An 18,579-nucleotide genomic window follows, 5' to 3' on the forward strand; every position below is an offset into this window, starting at 1 on the left:
AGACATCCCATGCACAAGTCCCGCCTTGCCCACCTGATCGCCGCCCCGCTGCTGCTCGCCGCCGGCAGCAGCTTCGCCGCCACCGCCTACGTGTCCAACGAGAAGGACAACAACCTCAGCGTGATCGACCTCGACAAGCTGGAGACGGTGGCGACCATCGACGTCGGCATGCGTCCGCGCGGTCTGGCGCTATCCCACGACAACAAGCTGCTGTACATCTGCGCCAGCGACTCCGACCGCGTGCAGGTGATGGACCTGGCCACGCGCAAGATCGTCAAGGAGCTGCCCTCCGGCGCCGACCCCGAGCAGTTCGCCCTGCACCCCAACAACCGGTGGCTGTACATCTCCAACGAGGACGATGCGCTGGTCACCGTGGTCGACGTCGACAGCGAGCAGGTGCTCGGCCAGATCGACGTCGGCGTCGAGCCGGAAGGCATGGCGGTCAGCCCGGACGGCAAGTGGGCGGTGAACACCAGCGAAACCACCAGCATGCTGCACTGGATCGACACCGCCACCAACCAGCTGGTCGACAACACCCAGGTCGACCAGCGCCCGCGCCACGTCGAGTTCAGCCAGGACGGCAAGTGGCTGTGGGCCTCGGCGGAGATCGGCGGCACGGTGACGGTGATCGACGTCGCCACCCGCCAGCCGGTGAAGACCCTGACCTTCGCCATCAAGGGCGTGCATCCGGACAAGGTGCAGCCAGTGGGGGTCAAGCTGACCGCGGATGGCAAGTACGCCTTCGTTGCCCTCGGCCCGGCCAACCACGTGGCGGTGGTGGATGCCAGGACCTACGAGGTGCTCGACTACCTGCTGGTCGGCCGCCGCGTCTGGCACATGGCCTTCACCCCCGGCGAGCAGCAGCTGCTGACCACCAACGGGGTCAGCGGCGACGTCTCGGTGATCGACGTGGCCAGCCGCAAGGTCACCAAGTCGATCAAGGTCGGCCGCTACCCGTGGGGCGTGGTGGTGACGCCATGATCGGCCTCGAGGTGAAGGGCGTGAGCTTCGCCTACGGCGCGCGCCAGGCGCTGGCCGGGCTGGACTTCAGCCTGGCGCCGGGGCGCTTCAACGCCCTGCTCGGCCCCAACGGCGCCGGCAAGTCGACCCTGATCGCCCTGCTCACCCGCCTCTACGAGCTGCAGGAGGGCGACATCCGCATCGGCGACTGCTCGATCCGCCAGCAGCCGCGCCGCGCGCTGGCGCAGATCGGCGTGGTGTTCCAGCAGAGCACCCTCGACCTCGACCTCTCGGTGGAACAGAACCTGCGCTACCACGCCGCCCTGCACGGCCTGCCGCGCGGCGTGGCGGCCGAGCGTATCGAGCTGGAACTGGCCCGCCAGCAGCTCACCGAACGCCGCCGCGAGCCGGTACGCGCGCTCAACGGCGGCCACCGCCGGCGGGTGGAGATCGCCCGCGCGCTGCTGCACAGGCCGCAACTGCTGCTGCTCGACGAGGCCAGCGCCGGCCTCGACCCGGCCAGCCGCCAGGCGCTCAATCGGCACGTGCGCCGGCTGTGCGCCGAGGACGGCCTCACTGTGCTGTGGACCACCCACCTGTTCGACGAGGTGCAGGCCGACGACCCGCTGCTGATCCTCCATCGCGGCCGCCTGGTGGCACGCGGCACCGCGGCCAGCCTGGCCGCTGAAGGCGAAGACCTGGCGGCCAGCTTCGCGCGGCTGACGGAGGTGGCGGCATGACTACCGGCACGCACGCCCTGCGTAGGGTGCGCCCTGCGCACCAGCGGCCACCCGCGGACCCTCGGTGCGCACGGCGCACCCTACCGAGCCCCACCCATGCCCGCCTTTCTGGAATGCCTGCGCGGCATCGTGCTGCGCTTCGGCCAGCGCCCTGCGCACCAGCCGACGCAGGTCGCGGCATGAAGAGCCCCTCGCTGTGCGCAGACATGCCGCATGGTCGTAGGGTGCGCCCTGCGCACCAGCGGCCGAGCCGTAGACCATCGGTGCGCACCGCGCCCCCTACCGAGACCCGCCCATGACCGCCTACCTGGAATGCCTGCGCGGCATCGTGCTGCGCGAATGGCTGCGCTTCGTCCAGCAGCGCTCGCGCTTTCTCAGCGCGCTGGTGCGCCCGCTGCTGTGGCTGCTGGTGTTCGCCGCCGGTTTCCGCGCGGCGCTGGGCATCGCCATCATCGAGCCCTACGACACCTACATCACCTACGAGACCTACATAGTCCCGGGCCTGGCCTGCATGATCCTGCTGTTCAACGGCATGCAGGGCTCGCTGTCGATGGTCTACGACCGCGAGATGGGCAGCATGCGCGTGCTGCTGATGAGCCCGCTGCCGCGGCCGTTCCTGCTCGCCGCCAAGCTGCTGGCCACCAGCCTGCTGTCGCTGCTGCAGGTCTACGCCTTCCTCGCCATCGCCTGGCTGTACGGCGTGCAGCCGCCGGCCTGGGGGCTGCTCTACGCCCTGCCGGCGCTCTTGCTCGCCGCGCTGATGCTGGCGGCGCTCGGCCTGCTGCTGTCCAACGGCATCCGCCAGCTGGAGAACTTCGCCGGAGTGATGAACTTCGTGATCTTCCCGCTGTTCTTCCTGTCCTCGGCGCTCTACCCGCTGTGGAAGATGCGCGAGGCCAGCGAATGGCTGTACTGGCTGTGCGCGCTCAACCCGTTCAGCCACGCCGTCGAGCTGGTGCGCTTCGCCCTCTACGAGCGCCTGAGCGTCACCGCCCTGCTGGTCTGCCTGGGCGTCACCGCGCTGTGCAGCGTGCTCGCCGTGCTGACCTTCAACCCCCAGCATGCCGCCTTGCGGCGCAATGCCTGAGGCGCGCGGGGGCGCCATGCCCCCGCCGCCGGTCGGACTTTTTCCGCGAATTACTACTTTGGTACTGCCTATCGCCCTCCATCGCAGGATTCCCAAAGCATTGCGCCTGAACGATAAATAGTCGCAAACAACAAGGGGAACCCCCGCCATGTCGCGACTGCTCGCCGCCGTGCTCTGTCTGCTGCTGCTGTTCGCCCTGCTGCCCGCCCGAGCCGGCGAGGAGCAGCTGTTCTCCGTCGACGGCTATCGCCTGGACCGCTACCGCAGCCCCACGCCGACCAGCGTCGAGGGCGCGCAGACCATCGACACCCTCACCCTGCAGCGCATGCTCGAAAGCAGCCAGCCGCCGCTGCTGATCGACGTGTTCCGCCGCCCCTGGCTGCACGGCCAGTTCGTCGGCGACGAGCCGCACCAGAACATCCCCGGCAGCCTGTGGCTGGCCAACGTCGGCGAGGGCCGGCTGGAAGCGCAATGGCAGGACTACTTCGCCCACTACCTCGACCAAGCCAGCGGCGGCGACCGCGCCCGGGCGCTGGTGCTCTACTGCAAGTCCGACTGCTGGCTGTCGTGGAACGCCAGCAGGCGTGCCGCCGCGCTGGGCTATACCCGGCTGTACTGGTACCGTGACGGTATCGATGCCTGGCAGCAGGCCGGCCTGCCGGTGCAGGACGCCACCCCCGCGCCGCTGCCTTGAGCGCCACTCCATCGACAACGACAAGAATCCAGGTGAAGCCCATGTACAAGATCCTGATCGCCGATGACCACCCGCTGTTCCGCGAGGCCATCCACAACGTCATCGCCGACGGCTTCCCGGACAGCGAGGTGATGGAAACCTCCGACCTCGACAGCGCGCTCGTCCTGACCCAGGAGCACGACGACCTCGACCTGATCCTGCTCGACCTGAACATGCCGGGCATGCACGGCCTCAACGGCCTGATCACCCTGCGCAACGAGGCGCCGACCATCCCGGTGGTGATCGTCTCCGCCGAGGAGGACAAGCAGATCGTCCTGCAGGCCATCACCTACGGCGCGGTCGGCTTCATCACCAAGTCCTCGCCGCGCGCGCAGATGACCGAGGCCATCGAGCAGATCCTCAACGGCAACGTCTACCTGCCCTCGGACATCATCCGCGCCAGCAAGCAGACCCCGCGCCGCGCCAGCCACGAGGAACCGGGCATCCCGCCGGAACTGCTGCAGGCGCTGACCCGCAAGCAGCTGCTGGTGCTCGAACGCATGACCAAGGGCGAGTCCAACAAGCAGATCGCCTACAACCTCGACATCGCCGAAACCACGGTCAAGGCCCACGTCTCCGCCATCCTGCGCAAGCTCGGCGTGCACAACCGCGTGCAGGCCATCCTCAGCGCCGGCGACATCGACTTCAGCGCCTACCTGCGCCGCTGAGCCCCCACCCTGCCTGCCGCCCACAGGGAAGTGGGCCACCTGCCAGCCGTGGCCGCTCCGCCGCCCGATTCCGCTACCCCGCCTCTTGAACTAGGCTGAAACTGTGGCGCCGACCACCGCGGGCGCCAACCTGCACGGGTAGCGCGGCCATGCGCGTGATAGCGAACATCGACGTCCCGGAACTCGCTCCGGCGATCGACTTCTACCGCAACGCTCTGGGCCTGCAGCTGGGGCGCATCCTCGACGACGACGTCGCGGAACTGCTCGGCGCAGGCATCACCCTCTGTCTGCTGCGCCACGCCGCCAGCTCGCCGCCCGTGAAAACGCTGCCGCTGCAACGCCATTACGCTCGGCACTGGACACCCGTGCACCTGGACTTCGTGGTGGACGATCTCGCCGCCGCCACGCAACGGGCACTGGCCGCCGGGGCAGTGCAGGAAAGCGCCTGTGTCGAGTGGCGGGGCTCGAAATGCATCAGCTTCGCCGACCCCTTCGGCCACGGCTTCTGCCTGATCGAGTTTGCCGGGGAGACCTACGCCCTCGACAGCGCCTGACCTTGCGCGCCCCGCAGGGTGAGCCACGCGCACCATCCATGCCTCACTCGCCGAAAGCGCCGCAGGACTCGGCCTCGATGCCCCAGTCGGCGGGATAGCGCCCCTCACGCACCAGCCGATGAAAACTCGACCACGGCCAGTCGACGACCCGCGCCACCAGGCCATGCCGCACAGGATTCCAGTGCAGGTAATCCAAGTGCCGCCGATAGTCGTCCTCGTCGCGGATCAGGTGCTCCCAGAAACGCCGCTGCCAGATCCCGCGCTCGCCGCGCAGCTGGCGGCTCAGGCTGAGCGCGCCACTCCCCGGGCAGTCCTGGCTGACCTTACGCTTGATCATCGACCAGCGGCGACCGAAATCGGCGTCATCCGCCGGCAGTTGCCAGAGGCAATGCAGGTGGTCGGGCAGCAACACCCAGCCGTGGATGACGAACGGATGGCGCTGACGCACCTCCTGGATCGCCCGGCGCAGGCTCAGGCGCATCCCGGGTCGGATCAGCAGTGGGCGGCGCTCGTGAGTGACCACGGTGAAGAAATACAGCGCTCCCGCCTCCCGGGAGCGGCGATATTCGGACATTCCCTGTCCCTCGTCTGGCCCATGTCGGCGGCCAGCATAGGAACAGCGCGCCGTCCCATGCCGTGACGGTGCGCACGGCGCACCCTACAGAAGCAGCCGCCCCGTAGGGTGCTCCACGCGCACCGCAAGCCTGCAGCGGATGACGCCGGCGGAGGAATCCGCGCGAGCCAGCGCGCCGCTCAGTCCGCCGCGAAGCAGTACAGCAGCCCCGCGCCGCCCGACGAGGCCAGCGCCGCGGTGCCGCAACCGCCGCGCGACAGGTGCGAGGAGTTCCACGAACGCGCCGCGGCGCTGTCGTCCAGGCCGCGGCGGTCGTGGTGGCCGACCATGGCCGCGCCAGTGGTGCTGCTGGTCCAGTTGCCGCAGGTACGGTCCTCGTCGCCGGCAAAGGCGGTGCCGTCCGGCTGCGAGCCGGTGAGGATGTCGTGCATGTTGGGCGCATCGCCGCGGCCCTTGACCGGCAGGCCGCGCTCGTCCAACCCAGTCTCCTTGGTCAGGTTGTTGTCGCCATGCAGCTGCGCGACATCCTCGGCGATCAGCACACCCCTGGCGTTGTGCCAAGGCCCCGTGCCGATGCGCTCACGGGCGTGGACCGCCGGCTGGCCGTCGCGGGCGCTGGCGCTGAGGTAGGCACGCCAGGTATGGCCGCCGGCCCCGGCCGCCTCGGCGAGCTGCTGGCAATGCGCATCGGCACCGGCCAGGCCGCCGAGGTCGGCGCCCTGGCCGGTGCCGACGCTGGTGACGAAGAAGGTCATGGCGGGTTGCTCGGCGTGCACGGCGACACTGCAGGCCATAGCCAGCGCGGCGCAGGCCGCCTGGCGGGTGAGACGGTTCGGGAACATGGGCAGCTTCTCCTGTGGATAAGTGCACCATCCCTGGACGGTGGGAGATGACCTGTTCAGCCTAGCCGAGAGCGCGAGCCGCGCCGCACCTAACCCTACCCCCTTCCCCGCTCCAGCAGATGGCTCATCGCCGTCTTCAGCTTCATCGGCCGCACCGGCTTGTGCATCAGCACGTGGCCGAGATCGCGCATCTGCTGCTTGAGGTCGTTGCTGTAGTTGGCGGTGATCATCAGCACCGGCAGCTGCGCGCTGCGCCGGGCGTTGAGTTCCTGGACCAGCTCGGCGCCGGTGTGGCCGTTGTCCAGGTGGTAGTCGACGATCAGCAGGTCCGCCGTGCCGCCGACGGTATCGACCTGGCGGGCGAGGTCGTCGCCGGACAGCGCGGTGACCACCTGGCAGCCCCAGCCCTCCAGCAGGGTGCGCATGCCGGCGCAGATCGCCGCGTCGTTGTCGACCACCCACAGCCGCGCGCCGCGCAGGTGTTCGCCGGGCGGCGGCGGCAGTTCGCTCTGCTCGCGCGGGCGCACCACGTTGCGCGCGTAGGGCACCTCCACGGCGAAGCAGGAGCCGTAGCCCTCGCGCGAGTGCACACGGATGCGGTGGCCGAGCATGCGCACGATCTTGTCGACGATGGCCAGGCCCAGGCCCAGGCCGCGGTCCTGGGTGGCGCGCACCGGGGCGCCGCGCTTGAACTCCTGGAAGATCTCCTCGCGCTTGTCCTCGGCGATGCCGGCGCCGGTGTCCCACACCTCGATCGACAGCCCGCCCGCGCGGCGTCGGCAGCCGAGCAGCACGCGGCCCGTGGCGGTGTAGCGGATGGCGTTGCTGAGGAAGTTGCGCAGCACCCGCGCCAGCAGCTGCATGTCGCTCTTGACCAGCGCCGAGCTGGGCACGAAGTCGAGGGTGAGGCCCTCGCTGGCGGCGATCTGCCGGTATTCGGCGGCGAGGTTGTCGAGCAGGTCGGCGACGGCGAAGGCGCCGACGTCGGGCTTGATCACCCCGGCGTCGAGCTTGGAGACGTCGACCAGGGTGCCGAGCAGGCTCTCCACGTCCTCCAGCGAGTTGCTGACGTTGCGCACCAGCCCGGCGCCGGGCGCCGGGATCGGCTGTTCGAGCAGCGCGCTGGTGAACAGCCGCGCGGCGTTGAGCGGCTGCAGGAGGTCGTGGCTGACCGCGGCGAGGAACTTGGTCTTCGACAGGTTGGCCTGCTCGGCCTCGCGCTTGGCCTCGCGCAGGCGCGCCTCGGCGCGGGCGCGCTCGGCGATCTCGTCGCGCAGCTGGCTGTTCACCGCGGTCAGCTCGGCGGTGCGCTCGCGCACGCGCTTCTCGAGGTTCTGGTAGGCCTGGTGCAGCGCCTCGGCGGTGCGCCGGCGCTCGGTGATGTCGCGGATCAGCACGAAGATGCCGAGCACCTCGCCGCCCGGCTGGCGGTTGGGCACGTAGGAACGCAGCATGTAGCGCTCCTGGCCATTGAGGTTGCGCTCGGCCACCTCGAAGGTGACGCACTCGCCGGCGAAGGCGCGCTCGATGTACGGCTCGAGCAGGCGGTAGTGCTCGTCGCTATGCACCTCGTGGATGCTCTGGCCGAGCATCGCGCCGCGCGGCCAGCTGTACCACTCGTCGTAGACCTTGTTGGTGAACTCGTAGGTCAGCTCGCGGCTGATGTAGGCGATCAGCGCCGGCACCTGGTCGGTGATCAGGCGCACCCAGCGCTCGCTCTCGCGCAGGGTCTCGGCGTAGTGGTGGCGCTCGGTGATGTCGGTGTAGGTGTTGACGAAGCCGCCGGCCGGCATCGGGTGGGTGCGGATCTCCAGCACCCGGCCGTCGGCCAGGCGCTGCTCGCGCTCGAGCAGCGGGCGGCCGCCGGCGTCTCGGCTGGCCGGGGTGAGCAGGGCCACCTCGCTGCTCGCCATCACCTCGGCGAACGGCAGGTGCGGCTCCATCGGCGCCAGGCCGGTGAGCTCGAGGAAACGGCCGTTCCACAGCTCCAGTTCGCCCTCGGCGTTGATCACCGCGACGCCCTGGGACAGGTTGTCCATGGTGCGCTGCAGCAGGCGCGACTTCTGCGCCACCGCCTGCTCGCGGCGCACGGTCTCGTTGAGCTTCACCTCGGTGATGTCGATGTAGAGGATCACCAGGCCGCCCTCGCGGGTCGGCCGCTCGCTGACCTGCACCCAGCGGCCGTCGTGCAGGCGGTAGATCGGGCGCTGCTGGTCGGCGCCGCCGTGCGTCTCGACCACCAGGCCGGAGCTGATCGCCAGGCGGCGCATCTCGGTGAGGCGCATGCCGCGGCGGATGCGGCTGTGCATGTCGCCCCACAGCGCCCGGAAGCGGCGGTTGCACAGCAGCAGGCGCTGTTCGGCGTCGAACAGCACGAAGGCATCGGAGATGCTCTCGATGGCGTCGATCAGGTGCTGGTGGGCGGTCTCGGCGCGGCCGCGCGCCTCGCTGAGCAGCGCGTTGCTGGTGCGCAGCTCGGTCATCGCCCGGTTCAGCGCGTCGGTGCGCTCGCGCACCTGCTCGGCGAGCACCACCGAGTGCTGGAAGGCGGCGTAGGACTCGGCGCCCTGCGGCCCGGAGGTCTCGACGCGCTCGATCAGCGCGGCGTTGATCCGCTCCAGCTTGGCGTTGCGCGCCGCCAGCTCGGCGAGCTGCGCGCGCAGTTCAGCGACACAGGCCCCGTCCGGGTCGGCCGATGGCGACGCCGGTGAAGGTCTGGTTGATGTGCATGCCATTGAACTGCTCCCCGTAGGTGTTGAAGCCGATCACCCGCTGGCGCACCAGCAGGCCGGCGGTGTCGGCGACCATGCCGCGCGCCTCCACCTCCATGCGGCGCAGGAAACAGTCGCAGCCGATGGTCAGCAGCAGCGGCCCGAGGCGCTGCTGCAGACCGTCGAACAGCGCCTGCAGGTTGGGCAACAAGGGACCGGGCTGCATGGCGGTGAGGACGATGCCGTTCTCCACCGCGCAGTAGAAGGTCAGGCTCAGGTCGGCGTTGACCCGCTGGATCGAGCGCACGTAGTACTGCTCGCCGAGGCGCACCGCCAGCGGGTGCAGGGCGAAGGTCGGCAGGTCGAGCTGCTGCGGGTCGACGCCGAGCAGGCGGGCGTACTCCAGCGCCGCCGGTTCGGCGTTGAGCTCGAACACCGTGCGGCTGGCCGGGTCGGCGGCGGTGACCACCAGCTTCTCGCCCAGAGGCTGGATGTGATGGGTGGTGAACACCTCGAAGTCCAGCGCGGTGTGCACCAGCACCACCACCGCCGAGCCGGTGTGGAAGCGGCCGTCGTGGTAGACGTGGGTACGCGTCAGGTAGTTGTCGTCGCCGGCCGAGCCGCCGAAGTGCGGGATGCTGCCGAAGGCGGCATTCAGCGCCGAGAGCACCAGCTCCTCGCGGCTGGACAGGCCGTCGAGCAGGGTCAGCGCGAAGCTGTGCCCGGCCACCGGCTCCAGGCGGCTGCCGCGGCATTCCTCGACCAGCTGGGCGACCACCTGCTGGGCGTCGAGCAGACTGAAGCTGTCCAGCGCGTCGATGCGCGCGGCGGCGATGGAGAAGCTGCGGTGGTCGAAGCCGACGGCGCTGACGCAGCCGCGGCCGTAGCCCTGCGGGGTGATTTCGCCGGCGGTGGTGCAGCCGACCAGGCGCACGCCGCCGAAGTACTGCTCCAGCGCGGCGGCCAGCGCCGGCAGGTCGTACTCCGCGCTGCAGAAGAACAGCACGCAGCCGAGGTGCGGGTGCATCAGCTGGCGGGCCAGGTCCTGGGCCACGCTTTCCGGGTCATTCGACTCGGACAGGGCCATGCGGACGACGTCGTTCAGATCTTCTTCCACGTCGCCTCCGGACCGGTAGAACAGACAGACGGGATCATTCTAGAAAGGCACGGGCGGGCGGCTAATGCTACTTGGGTACTGCCCGCCCCCACCTTTGGAGGGGTGTGGCGGGCGCCGGGCCCGCCAATGCGACGGGGCGGCGGCAGGAACCCAAGGTTCCCCGCGCGCCGCCCCGTCGCTGGTTACTGCAATTCGCGCCCCGCCGGGGGATGGAAGGGCCGCTCGACGTCCTTCCACCGCTGCGCATCGACGCCAGGACACCCACGGTCGCCCTGTCGCCTACCCCGGCCGGAGCCCCGCTCTTAGAAGCTCAGCGCGGCGCCGAAGGCGATGGTGCGGGTTTCCTCGTCGAGGGCGTCGGTATCCTTGCCGGCGATCTCGACCTGGTTCAGCTCGGCGACCAGCTTGAGGTTGTCGTTGACGTCGTGGAAGAAGGCGATGCCGCGGGTCTCGTAGTCGGCGGCGGTGCCCAGGCCGTTGCCGTCGTCCTCGGTCTTGCCGTAGGACAGCGCCACGCGGTTCTTGCCGAAGCGGTAGGAGCCCTGCAGCAGGTAGCCGTCGCTGTCGATCTCGCGCAGCTGCGCCTCGCCGGCGTTGTTGGTGTAGAACGGGTTGATGCCCTCGGCCTGGAAGCCGGACGCGGTCAGCGACAGGTTGCCCATCTTGGCCTGCACGCCGTAGCCGACGCCGGTGGAGTCGACGCTCTCGACGCTGTCGTCGGTGTTGTCCGAGCTCTGCTGCATGCCGTTGACCCAGGAGTAGATCTGCGCGCCGCCGACTTCGAACTGGTAGGTGATCTCGGTCTCGAAGCGCGGCGCGTCCTGGTAGGCCTTGTCCAGGTCGGAGCTGGCGTCGTCGGTGGTGTCCACCGGATCCATGATGCCGGCGGCGATGCGCAGGCCGCTCATCACCGGCGAACGGTAGGTGATCTGCGAGGTCGGGAACGGGTACGGGTAGCCGGTGCCGATGTTGCCGAACGACACGCCGCCGAAGTCGACCAGACCCAGGGTGTCGCTGACCTGGCCGTAGCCGGTGAGCATCTCGTCGAGCAGGATGTTGGAGCGGGCGAACAGGCCGAAGTCCTTGCCGAACAGCACCTCGCCCCACTCGGCGCCGGAGGCGGTGCCGTAGAACTGACGCACGTCGATGGCGGTGGCGGTGCCGTTGGTCTCGCTGTCGTTGATGGTCACCCAGAACGAGGAGCGGCCGCCGAGCTTGAGGTCGTCGACCTGCTTGCCGAAGTTGAAGCCGATGTAGTTGGGCAGGAAGCCCATCTTGACGCGCGACTGGTCGCGGTCGAACTGCTCGCCGGCACGATCGATGTCGCTGTTGACATAGAAGGTGTTGAAGTAGCCGTCGGTGGAGAAGGTGGTGCCATCCTTGTCGTACAGCACGATCTCGGCCGAGGCGGGCAGGCTGATTGCCAGGGCGGTGGCAGCCGCCAGGAGGGAGTAGCAGGCTTTCTTGTTGTTCATCGTTATTGTCTCCGCTTGCGTCAGGACGACTGCCTGATCCAACAGTCGAGCGGATTATCCGGAGCGCCCCTGCCCGCCCCGTATTCTGCGCAAGCGCCGGAAACCTTGTGCTTTGGCACGCCAGTACGGTGCGCGTCGGAAGCCGCTCATCCCTGGCGGGCGAAGGTCGTGCTACTTGTGCACGCCATGCAGTGCTTTGGGAGTAACCGGGGTGCTGCTGATAGCGATCCAGACGCCTGGCCGAAAACTAACCGAACGGTTAATTCCGTTCGCTGATCGCACGAAACGTGCCGGCCAGCGCCACTCCGCGCCGGCCAGCGCGGATAATCCCGGTCATCCTCTCCCCGTGGCCGACAGCGGCCGCCTCGCCGGATCGCGCGCATGCCCGACATCCTCGCCATCACCGCCCCGATCTTCATCCTCATCGGCCTGGGCTTCCTCTCGGCCCGCGCCGGCCTGCTCAGCCGTGAGCAGTTCCGCGGCATCGGCACCTTCGTCATCTCCTTCGCCCTGCCCGCCCTGCTGGTCAAGGCGCTCGGCGAGCGGCCGGTCGCCGAGGTGCTCAACGCCGGCTACCTGCTGGCCTACGGCCTGGCCTCGCTGGCGGTGTTCGCCGGCGGCTTCGCGGTGTCGCGCTGGCTGCGCCGGGACAGCCGGCAGGGTGCGGCGCTCGCCGCCATGGGCATGTCGGTGTCCAACAGCGGCTTCATCGGCTACCCGGTGGTAGCCATGGTGCTCGGCCCGCCGGCGGCGCTGGCCATGGCGCTGGGCATGCTGGTGGAGAACCTGCTGATGATCCCGCTGGCCATGGTGCTGGCCGAAAGCGGGCGGCAGCGCGGCGCCGGCCCGCGGCAGATGCTGGCGGAGATCGCCCGGCGCCTGGCGCGCAACCCGATGCTGGCCGGCATCGTCGGCGGCCTGGCGCTGTCGCTGCTGGAGCTGCGCCTGCCGCCGATCCTGCAGCACAGCGTCGACCTGCTCGCCCAGGCCTCGGCGCCGGCCGCGCTGTTCGTCATCGGCGGCTCGCTGTACGGCCTCAGGGCCGGCGGCATGCTCGCCGACATCGGCCAGGTGGCGCTGGGCAAGCTGGTGCTGCATCCGCTGGCGGTGTTCGCCGCCTTCGCCCTGGTGCCGGGTCTGGACCCGACGCTGAAGGTCGCCGCCCTGCTGTTCGCCAGCGCGCCGATGATGAGCATCTACCCGATCCTCGGTCAGCAGTACGGCCTCGAGCAGCGCTGCGCCGCGGCGCTGGTGGCGGCCACCGCGCTGTCGTTCTTCAGCATGAGCGCACTGCTCGGCGTGCTGCCGCAGCCGCCGGTCCACTAGCCGGCCCCACCACGGCGACCGGGACTATTCTGAACAGATCCCCCGCCACGCCGAGACCGCCATGCACGCCTCCCTGCCGCGGCAGCCCGCCGGGCTGACCGGCCTGCGCACCAGCGTCCTTCTTCCGCTCGCCCGCGTCCGCTACTGCGCCCATCAGGACTCCTGCGGCAGCGGCGCCACCTCGGACTGAGACGGATGGACGGCCGCAAGCTGGCGCTGCTCGGCCTGCTGCTGGCGCTGGTCGTGGCGTTCTTCGTCCTCGATCTCGGCCAGTACCTCGACCTCGCCCGGCTCAAGGCCGAACAGGCGGCGCTGGCCGGCGAGGTCGCCGCCCACCCGTGGCGCGCCGCCGGGCTGTTCCTGCTGTTCTACGTGACGGTCACCGCGCTGTCGGTGCCCGGCGCCGCCCTGCTGAGCCTGGTCGCCGGGGCGCTGTTCGGCCTGCTCGAGGGCACCCTGCTGGTGTCCGTCGCCGCCACCCTGGGCGCCACCCTGGCCATGCTGAGCAGCCGCTTCGTGCTGCGCGACTGGGTGCAGGGCCGCTGCGGCCCGCTGCTGGAGGGCATCGACCGCGGCCTGGCGCGTGACGGCGCCTTCTACCTGTTCGCCCTGCGCCTGGTGCCGGCCTTTCCGTTCTTCCTGATCAACCTGGCCATGGGCCTGACCCGCCTGCCGCTGCGCACCTTCGCCTGGGTCAGCCTGCTCGGCATGCTGCCGGGTACCCTGGTCTACGTGAATGCCGGCCGCGAGCTGGGCCAGCTGGACAGCCTGGCCGGCATCCTCTCCCCCGGCCTGCTCGGCGCCTTCGCCCTGCTCGGCCTGTTCCCGCTGCTGGCCCGCCGCCTGCTCGACACCCTGCGCGCGCGGCGGGTGCATGCCGGCTGGGAGCGGCCGCGGCGGTTCGACCGTAACCTAGTGGTGATCGGCGCCGGCTCCGGCGGGCTGGTCAGCGCCTACCTCGCTGCCGCCCTCGGCGCGCGGGTGACCCTGATCGAGAAGGGCGCGATGGGCGGCGACTGCCTGAACCGCGGCTGCGTGCCGTCCAAGGCGCTGCTGCGCTCAGCGCGCTTCGCCGGCGAACTGCGCAAGGCCGCACGCCTGGGCTGGCGGGCCAGCGGCGAGGCGGACTTCGCCGCGGTGATGGCACGGGTGCAGCGGGTGATCGCGCGGGTCGCGCCGCACGACTCGGCCGAACGCTACCGCGAGCTGGGCGTCGAGGTGATCGAGGGCGCGGCGCGCCTGGTCGCGCCCTGGACGGTGGAGGTGGCCGGCCGCCGGCTGACCAGCCGCGCCATCGTCATCGCCAGTGGGGCGCGGCCGCTGCTGCCGGACATCCCCGGCCTGGAGCTGGTCGAGCCGCTCACCTCGGACAGCGTGTGGCACCTGCGCGAACGTCCGGCGCGCCTCCTGGTGCTCGGCGGCGGGCCGCTCGGCTGCGAGCTGGCGCAGGCCTTCCAGCGCCTGGGCTGCCAGGTCAGCCTGGTGGAGATGGCCGAGCGCCTGCTGCTGCGCGAGGACCGCGAGGCCGGCGCGGCGGTGCAGGCGGCGCTGGTCGAGGATGGCGTGGCGCTGCACCTGCGCCATCAGGCGCTGCGCTTCAAGGTGGTCGACGGCGAGCGCCAGCTGGTGTGCCGCGACCTCTCCGGCGGCCATCCGCTGACGCTGGGCTTCGACCGCGTGCTGCTGGCGCTCGGCCGGGTGGCCAACCTCGAGGGCCTGGGCGTCGAGGCGCTCGACCTGGTGCGTCGGCCCAACGGCAGTCTGGAGACCGACGAGTACCTGGCCACGCGCTTTCCGCACATCTTCGCGGTGGGCGACGTCACCGGTCCCTGGCAGTTCACCCATGCGGCCGCGCACCAGGCCGGCTATGCGACGATCAACGCGCTGTTCGGCCATCTCTGGCGCGTCAGGGCCGACTACCGGGCGATCCCCTGGGCCACCTTCACCGCGCCGGAGGTGGCGCGGGTCGGCCTCAACGAGCAGGAGGCGCGCGAGCAGGGCATCGCCCACGAGGTGACCCGCTTCGAGCTGGCGGAGCTGGACCGCGCCATCGCCGACGAGGCCGTCGACGGCTTCGTCAAGGTGCTGACGGTGCCGGGCCGCGACCGCATCCTCGGCGCGACCATCGTCGGCGAGCACGCCGGCGAGCTGCTCGCCGAGTTCGTCCTGGCCATGCAGCACGGCCTCGGCCTCAAGCGCCTGCTGCGCACCGTGCACATCTACCCAACCCTGGCCGAGGCCAACAAGTACGCCGCCGGCGCCTGGCAGCGCGCCCACGTCGCGCCGCTGCTGGTCGAGGCGCTGCGCCGCTTCCACGCCTGGCAGCGCGGCAAGCGCCGCCATCGCCGGGAAAAACCGGCCGAGGGTTGAGCGGCGCTCAGTCGCTGAGCAGCCAGCGCCACGCCGCGCCGCCCAGCGCGCCGGCGGCATCCTGCAGGCCGGTGCGGGTCAGGCGCTGCAGTTCTGCACGGACCGCCCGCTCATGCTCCGCATCGCGCCCGCCCAGCCAGTCGCTGCAGGCGCGCACCAGGCGGGCACGCCGGCCGGCCGGCGCGGCCAGGCCGTCCAGCGCCGCCTGGCGGGCCTGCTGCAGGCGGGCCGCGTCCAGATCGGCCAGGCTGGCGGCGAAGTGGTCGAGAAAGGCGTGGATCGCTCGACGCAGCTGCTGGCTGTCGGCATGCGGCGACTGCACGCCGAACTGCAGCTCGGCGCCCTCCTCGCCGGCGAGGAAGCGGCTGAACAGCGCGTAGCCGAGCCCCTGCTCGACCCGCAGCGCCTGGTAGAAGGCGTTCTGCTGCAGCACCGCCAGCAGCCGCCAGGCCGCCTCCTGCCGGGCCGCGCCGGGCGCCGCCAGCACACGCAGCAGCGCGGCGTGCTCGCCGCCGCCGAGGTCGAGTGACACGACCTGCTCGCCGGACGGCCAGGTCGGCACCGCGCAGGACGGCGCGCCGGCGGCCAGGGCGAATCCGGGCGGGAGGCAGGCCGCCGGCGCCCCGAACGGCCGCGCCAGGCGTGTGGCAGTGGCGAGGAAGTCGTGCAGCAGACGGCGCAGCGCGGCATCGTCCAGGGCATCGAGCGACAACTCCTCGGTCGCCACGCCGGCCAGGCGCCACTGCGCCGCCGGATGGGCCAGCAGGCGGCGCAGCAGCAACTGCTGCGCCTCCGCGGCGCGGCGACGCTGCAGATCGGCGCGCCACTGCGCCGGCTCGCCCTGCGCCAGCGCCTCCAGCAGGCGCTCCAGCACCGCCGGCAGGCTACCCGCCGGGCCGCTCAGGCAGCCGCGCAGCTGGCCGGGACGCGCCAGCGTCTGCCAGTCGTGGCCGAGTCGGGCGGCGCCGTGCAGGGCCTGCTGCCAGTGCCCGGCCAGCGCCGTCTCGCCCAGCTCGGCGGCCAGGCGGGCGGCTGCGCTGGCGTGTTCCGCCCGCCACAGCAGCAGCAGGGCGGCATGGCCGGGGCGCAGGGCCGGATGCGCTTCCGCCACGCCGCCGACAGGCGCGCCGAGAAAGGGATTGGCCGCCGCCGGCTGCCAGTGCGGCGACACGAGCGCCGGCAGCCCGGCCAGCGGCGCGACCTGGCACCGCAGGGGAAACCAGGGGGTCGGCTCGCCGGCGTCCAGGCGCGCACGCGCGCCCTGCACGATCGGCGCGAGCGGCTCGGCCAGCGCCAGGCCGGCGAGCAGCGCTACCGGCTCCGTCGCTGCCGCCCAGGGCTGCCAGTCGGCGTCCTGCCGCGCCCAGCGTTCCAGCCACAGGCCGGCGCGCTCCATCGGCGCCAGTTCGCTCTCCTGCCAGGCGCGCTCGCGCGCCAGCGCTCGCCACTCGGCCGCGCCCGGCGCCAGCGCCGGATCCCGGCGCAGGCAGCGCAGCCAGTCGACGCACAGCGCGGCAACCGCCGCTTCCTGCCCCTCGCCCGCCGCCAGCAGGTCCAGACGCAGGCCGAGCAGGCCCGCGCCGTCAGCGCCGGCCAGCCAGTCGAGCGCCAGCTGCTGCGCCCAGCCGCGCGCGCGCAGCTCGGCCAGCAGGCCGCCGGCCGCCGGCTGGCTGGCGGCCTCGCGCAGCAACGCCAGCAGCTCGTCCTCCTGCGCCGGCAGCAGGCGCAGCGGCAGCCACAGGCTCATGCGCCGCAGCGCCTGCGGCTGCTCCAGCAGCAGCTGCCGCGGCCCCTGCCCTACCGGCCACGGTGCCGGCCAGCACGGCGGCGCCGGCGGCTCGCCCGCCGGCAGGCCGGCACCCAGTTCGCGGGCCAGACGCTCCAGCTCGTCCAGCGGCTGCGGCCCGCTGAGCAGCAGGCGCAGGCCGGCGCCGCGATAGTGGCGGGCATGCCAGGCGCGCAGCGTGGCGAGCAGGCGCGGATCGTCGGTGTCGAGGGTGTCGCGGTTGCCGGCATGGAAGCGCGCCAGCGGGTGGTCGGGGTGCAGCAGCCCGGCCAGGGCGCCCTGCAGCTGGCAGTCGGCGTCGGCGCAGCGCGCGCGGTACTCGGCGTCGAGCACCTCGCGCTCGGCCGCCAGACGCGCGTCGTCGAGCAGCGGCCGGGCCAGCAGGTCGACCAGCCGGCCCAGCGCCGGCGCCAACTCGCGGGCCGGCACTTCCAGGTAGTAGAGGGTCTGCAGGTTCAGGGTGCGCGCGTTGTAACGGCCGCCGCAGCCGTGCACGTAGTCGGCGAACGCGGCGATGCCGGGGTGTCCGGCGCTGCCGAGGAACAGGCCGTGCTCGAGAAAGTGCGCCAGCCCCGGCCATTCGGGCGGCTCGTGGCAGCTGCCGGCCGCCACGCTGGCGGCGACGGCGGCGCGCGGCGCCTCGGCATCGTGCAGCAGGGCGACCCGCACGCCGTTGTCGAGCCGCAGGGTGCGCCGCGGCAGGTGGGGAAATTCGAGGTCCATGGGCCTGGGCTTGTCGCTGGGGTGAGCTTGCAGCATCCGCCCAGGCCGGTCGGCGGGCAACCCTGCGCAAGTCGCAGGCGCCCGCGACCAAAGTAGCGATGTCGCCATGCAAAAAAGGCGCTGCATCGCTGCAGCGCCTTGGCTCAGGCCTCGTGCCGGCCGGCGACCGGCGCGGGGATCACTGCTGGTAACCGCCCTGGCTGCCCTGGGCGCCCGGCAGCGGACGCAGGTTGATTTCCACGCGGCGGTTCTGCTGACGACCGGACTCGGTGGCGTTGCTGGCGATCGGCTGGTCCGGGCCGGCGCCGCGGGTGGTCACCCGGCTCGGGTTGACGCCCTGGGACAGCAGGTAGTTGGCCACGCTCTGCGCCCGGCGCTGGGACAGGCCCATGTTGTACTGGTAGCCGCCGACGTTGTCGGTGTGGCCGACGATCTCGATGCTGTTCTGGTCGAACTGCTTGAAGGAGTTGGCCAGGTTGTTCAGCGGGGCGTAGAAGTCGCTGGAAATGTCGGCCGAGGCGGTGGCGAAGGTGATGTTGCCCGGCATGATCAGCTGGATGTTGTCGCCCTGGCGCTGCACCTCGACGCCGGTGCCCTGCATCTGCTGGCGCAGCTGCTCTTCCTGCTTGTCGGCGTAGTAGCCGTAGCCCGCGCCGCTGGCGCCACCGATGGCGGCGCCGATCAGCGCGCCCTTGCCGCGGTTGTCGTGGCTGATCAGCGCGCCGGCGGCGGCACCGGCCAGGGCGCCGAGGCCGCCGTACTTGGCGGTCTTGCTCATGCCGGTGGACTCGCCGGTCTGCGCACTCTGATCGTAGGGGTTCTGCGTGGCGCAGCCGCTCAGCACGGCCATGGCGACGGCGGACAGGATCAGACGACTCGACAGTTTCATTACGGACTCTCCTTGGACGATTCA

16 protein-coding genes are annotated in these 18,579 nt (G+C 71.1%); 9 read left to right on the top strand and 7 right to left on the bottom strand.

The window, feature by feature from the left end:
* The first annotated feature begins 9 nt into the window (after positions 1-9).
* The 6 genes from BLT78_RS13790 (at position 10) to BLT78_RS13815 (ending at position 4,742) form a co-directional block, all read left to right on the top strand.
* Positions 10-981 (top strand): YVTN family beta-propeller repeat protein, encoded by a 972-nt coding sequence (locus tag BLT78_RS13790; protein WP_090349513.1) that lies wholly within the window; start codon positions 10-12, stop codon positions 979-981.
* Positions 978-1,700 carry an ABC transporter ATP-binding protein gene (locus BLT78_RS13795; protein WP_090349514.1) on the top strand — a complete coding sequence of 241 codons (723 nt, stop codon included), beginning with the start codon at positions 978-980 and terminating at the stop codon, positions 1,698-1,700. The genes BLT78_RS13790 and BLT78_RS13795 overlap by 4 nt, the downstream gene beginning before the upstream one ends.
* A 295-nt stretch (positions 1,701-1,995) precedes the next feature.
* The gene (locus tag BLT78_RS13800; protein ID WP_090349515.1) at positions 1,996-2,787 is read left to right on the top strand and encodes an ABC transporter permease; all 792 of its coding nucleotides are present in this window, start codon (positions 1,996-1,998) and stop codon (positions 2,785-2,787) included.
* A 148-nt stretch (positions 2,788-2,935) separates the two neighbouring features.
* Entirely contained in the window at positions 2,936-3,481 is a 546-nt protein-coding gene (locus BLT78_RS13805) for a PQQ-dependent catabolism-associated CXXCW motif protein (RefSeq protein ID WP_090349516.1), read from the top strand.
* Positions 3,482-3,522: 41 nt separating this feature from the next.
* Complete coding sequence (locus BLT78_RS13810; protein ID WP_090349517.1) at positions 3,523-4,188, top strand: response regulator transcription factor; 666 nt, start codon at positions 3,523-3,525, stop codon at positions 4,186-4,188.
* Between the two features lie 149 nt (positions 4,189-4,337).
* Entirely contained in the window at positions 4,338-4,742 is a 405-nt protein-coding gene (locus BLT78_RS13815) for a VOC family protein (RefSeq protein ID WP_090349518.1), read from the top strand.
* Between the two features lie 43 nt (positions 4,743-4,785).
* On the opposite strand, the gene BLT78_RS13820 is transcribed toward BLT78_RS13815, so the two are convergent.
* The 5 genes from BLT78_RS13820 to BLT78_RS13840 form a co-directional block, all read right to left on the bottom strand.
* Positions 4,786-5,316, bottom strand: coding sequence for an REP-associated tyrosine transposase (locus BLT78_RS13820; protein ID WP_090349519.1), 531 nt, complete (start codon positions 5,314-5,316; stop codon positions 4,786-4,788).
* Between the two features lie 179 nt (positions 5,317-5,495).
* Positions 5,496-6,158: a hypothetical protein gene (locus BLT78_RS13825; RefSeq protein ID WP_090349520.1), complete on the bottom strand. Its 663-nt coding sequence runs from the start codon at positions 6,156-6,158 to the stop codon at positions 5,496-5,498.
* A 95-nt stretch (positions 6,159-6,253) separates the two neighbouring features.
* On the bottom strand, positions 6,254-8,893 hold the full coding sequence (gene nahK, locus BLT78_RS13830; protein WP_090349521.1) for a hybrid sensor histidine kinase/response regulator NahK/ErcS': 2,640 nt from the start codon (positions 8,891-8,893) through the stop codon (positions 6,254-6,256).
* Positions 8,823-9,986 (bottom strand): nitric oxide-sensing protein NosP, encoded by a 1,164-nt coding sequence (gene nosP / locus BLT78_RS13835; protein ID WP_331715130.1) that lies wholly within the window; start codon positions 9,984-9,986, stop codon positions 8,823-8,825. Before nosP ends, nahK begins: the two co-directional genes overlap by 71 nt.
* Positions 9,987-10,288: 302 nt before the next feature.
* Complete coding sequence (locus tag BLT78_RS13840; RefSeq protein WP_090349522.1) at positions 10,289-11,461, bottom strand: porin; 1,173 nt, start codon at positions 11,459-11,461, stop codon at positions 10,289-10,291.
* Positions 11,462-11,842: 381 nt separating this feature from the next.
* Between BLT78_RS13840 and BLT78_RS13845 the strand changes: the two genes are divergently transcribed.
* From BLT78_RS13845 to BLT78_RS13850, 3 genes are all read left to right on the top strand, one after another.
* Positions 11,843-12,787 carry an AEC family transporter gene (locus BLT78_RS13845; RefSeq protein WP_090349523.1) on the top strand — a complete coding sequence of 315 codons (945 nt, stop codon included), beginning with the start codon at positions 11,843-11,845 and terminating at the stop codon, positions 12,785-12,787.
* Between the two features lie 61 nt (positions 12,788-12,848).
* Positions 12,849-12,977, top strand: a complete 129-nt coding sequence (locus tag BLT78_RS21835; protein WP_269458059.1) for a hypothetical protein — start codon at positions 12,849-12,851, stop codon at positions 12,975-12,977.
* 5 nt (positions 12,978-12,982) lie between these two features.
* Complete coding sequence (locus BLT78_RS13850; protein ID WP_090349524.1) at positions 12,983-15,157, top strand: FAD-dependent oxidoreductase; 2,175 nt, start codon at positions 12,983-12,985, stop codon at positions 15,155-15,157.
* Positions 15,158-15,164: 7 nt separating this feature from the next.
* On the opposite strand, the gene pqqF is transcribed toward BLT78_RS13850, so the two are convergent.
* Positions 15,165-17,666: a pyrroloquinoline quinone biosynthesis protein PqqF gene (gene pqqF, locus BLT78_RS13855; RefSeq protein WP_090349525.1), complete on the bottom strand. Its 2,502-nt coding sequence runs from the start codon at positions 17,664-17,666 to the stop codon at positions 15,165-15,167.
* A gap of 178 nt (positions 17,667-17,844) precedes the next feature.
* Positions 17,845-18,555, bottom strand: coding sequence for an OmpA family protein (locus BLT78_RS13860; protein ID WP_157719543.1), 711 nt, complete (start codon positions 18,553-18,555; stop codon positions 17,845-17,847).
* Positions 18,556-18,579: the final 24 nt, after the last annotated feature.

This window comes from Pseudomonas oryzae, from assembly GCF_900104805.1.
In the GTDB taxonomy this organism is placed as follows: domain Bacteria; phylum Pseudomonadota; class Gammaproteobacteria; order Pseudomonadales; family Pseudomonadaceae; genus Geopseudomonas; species Geopseudomonas oryzae.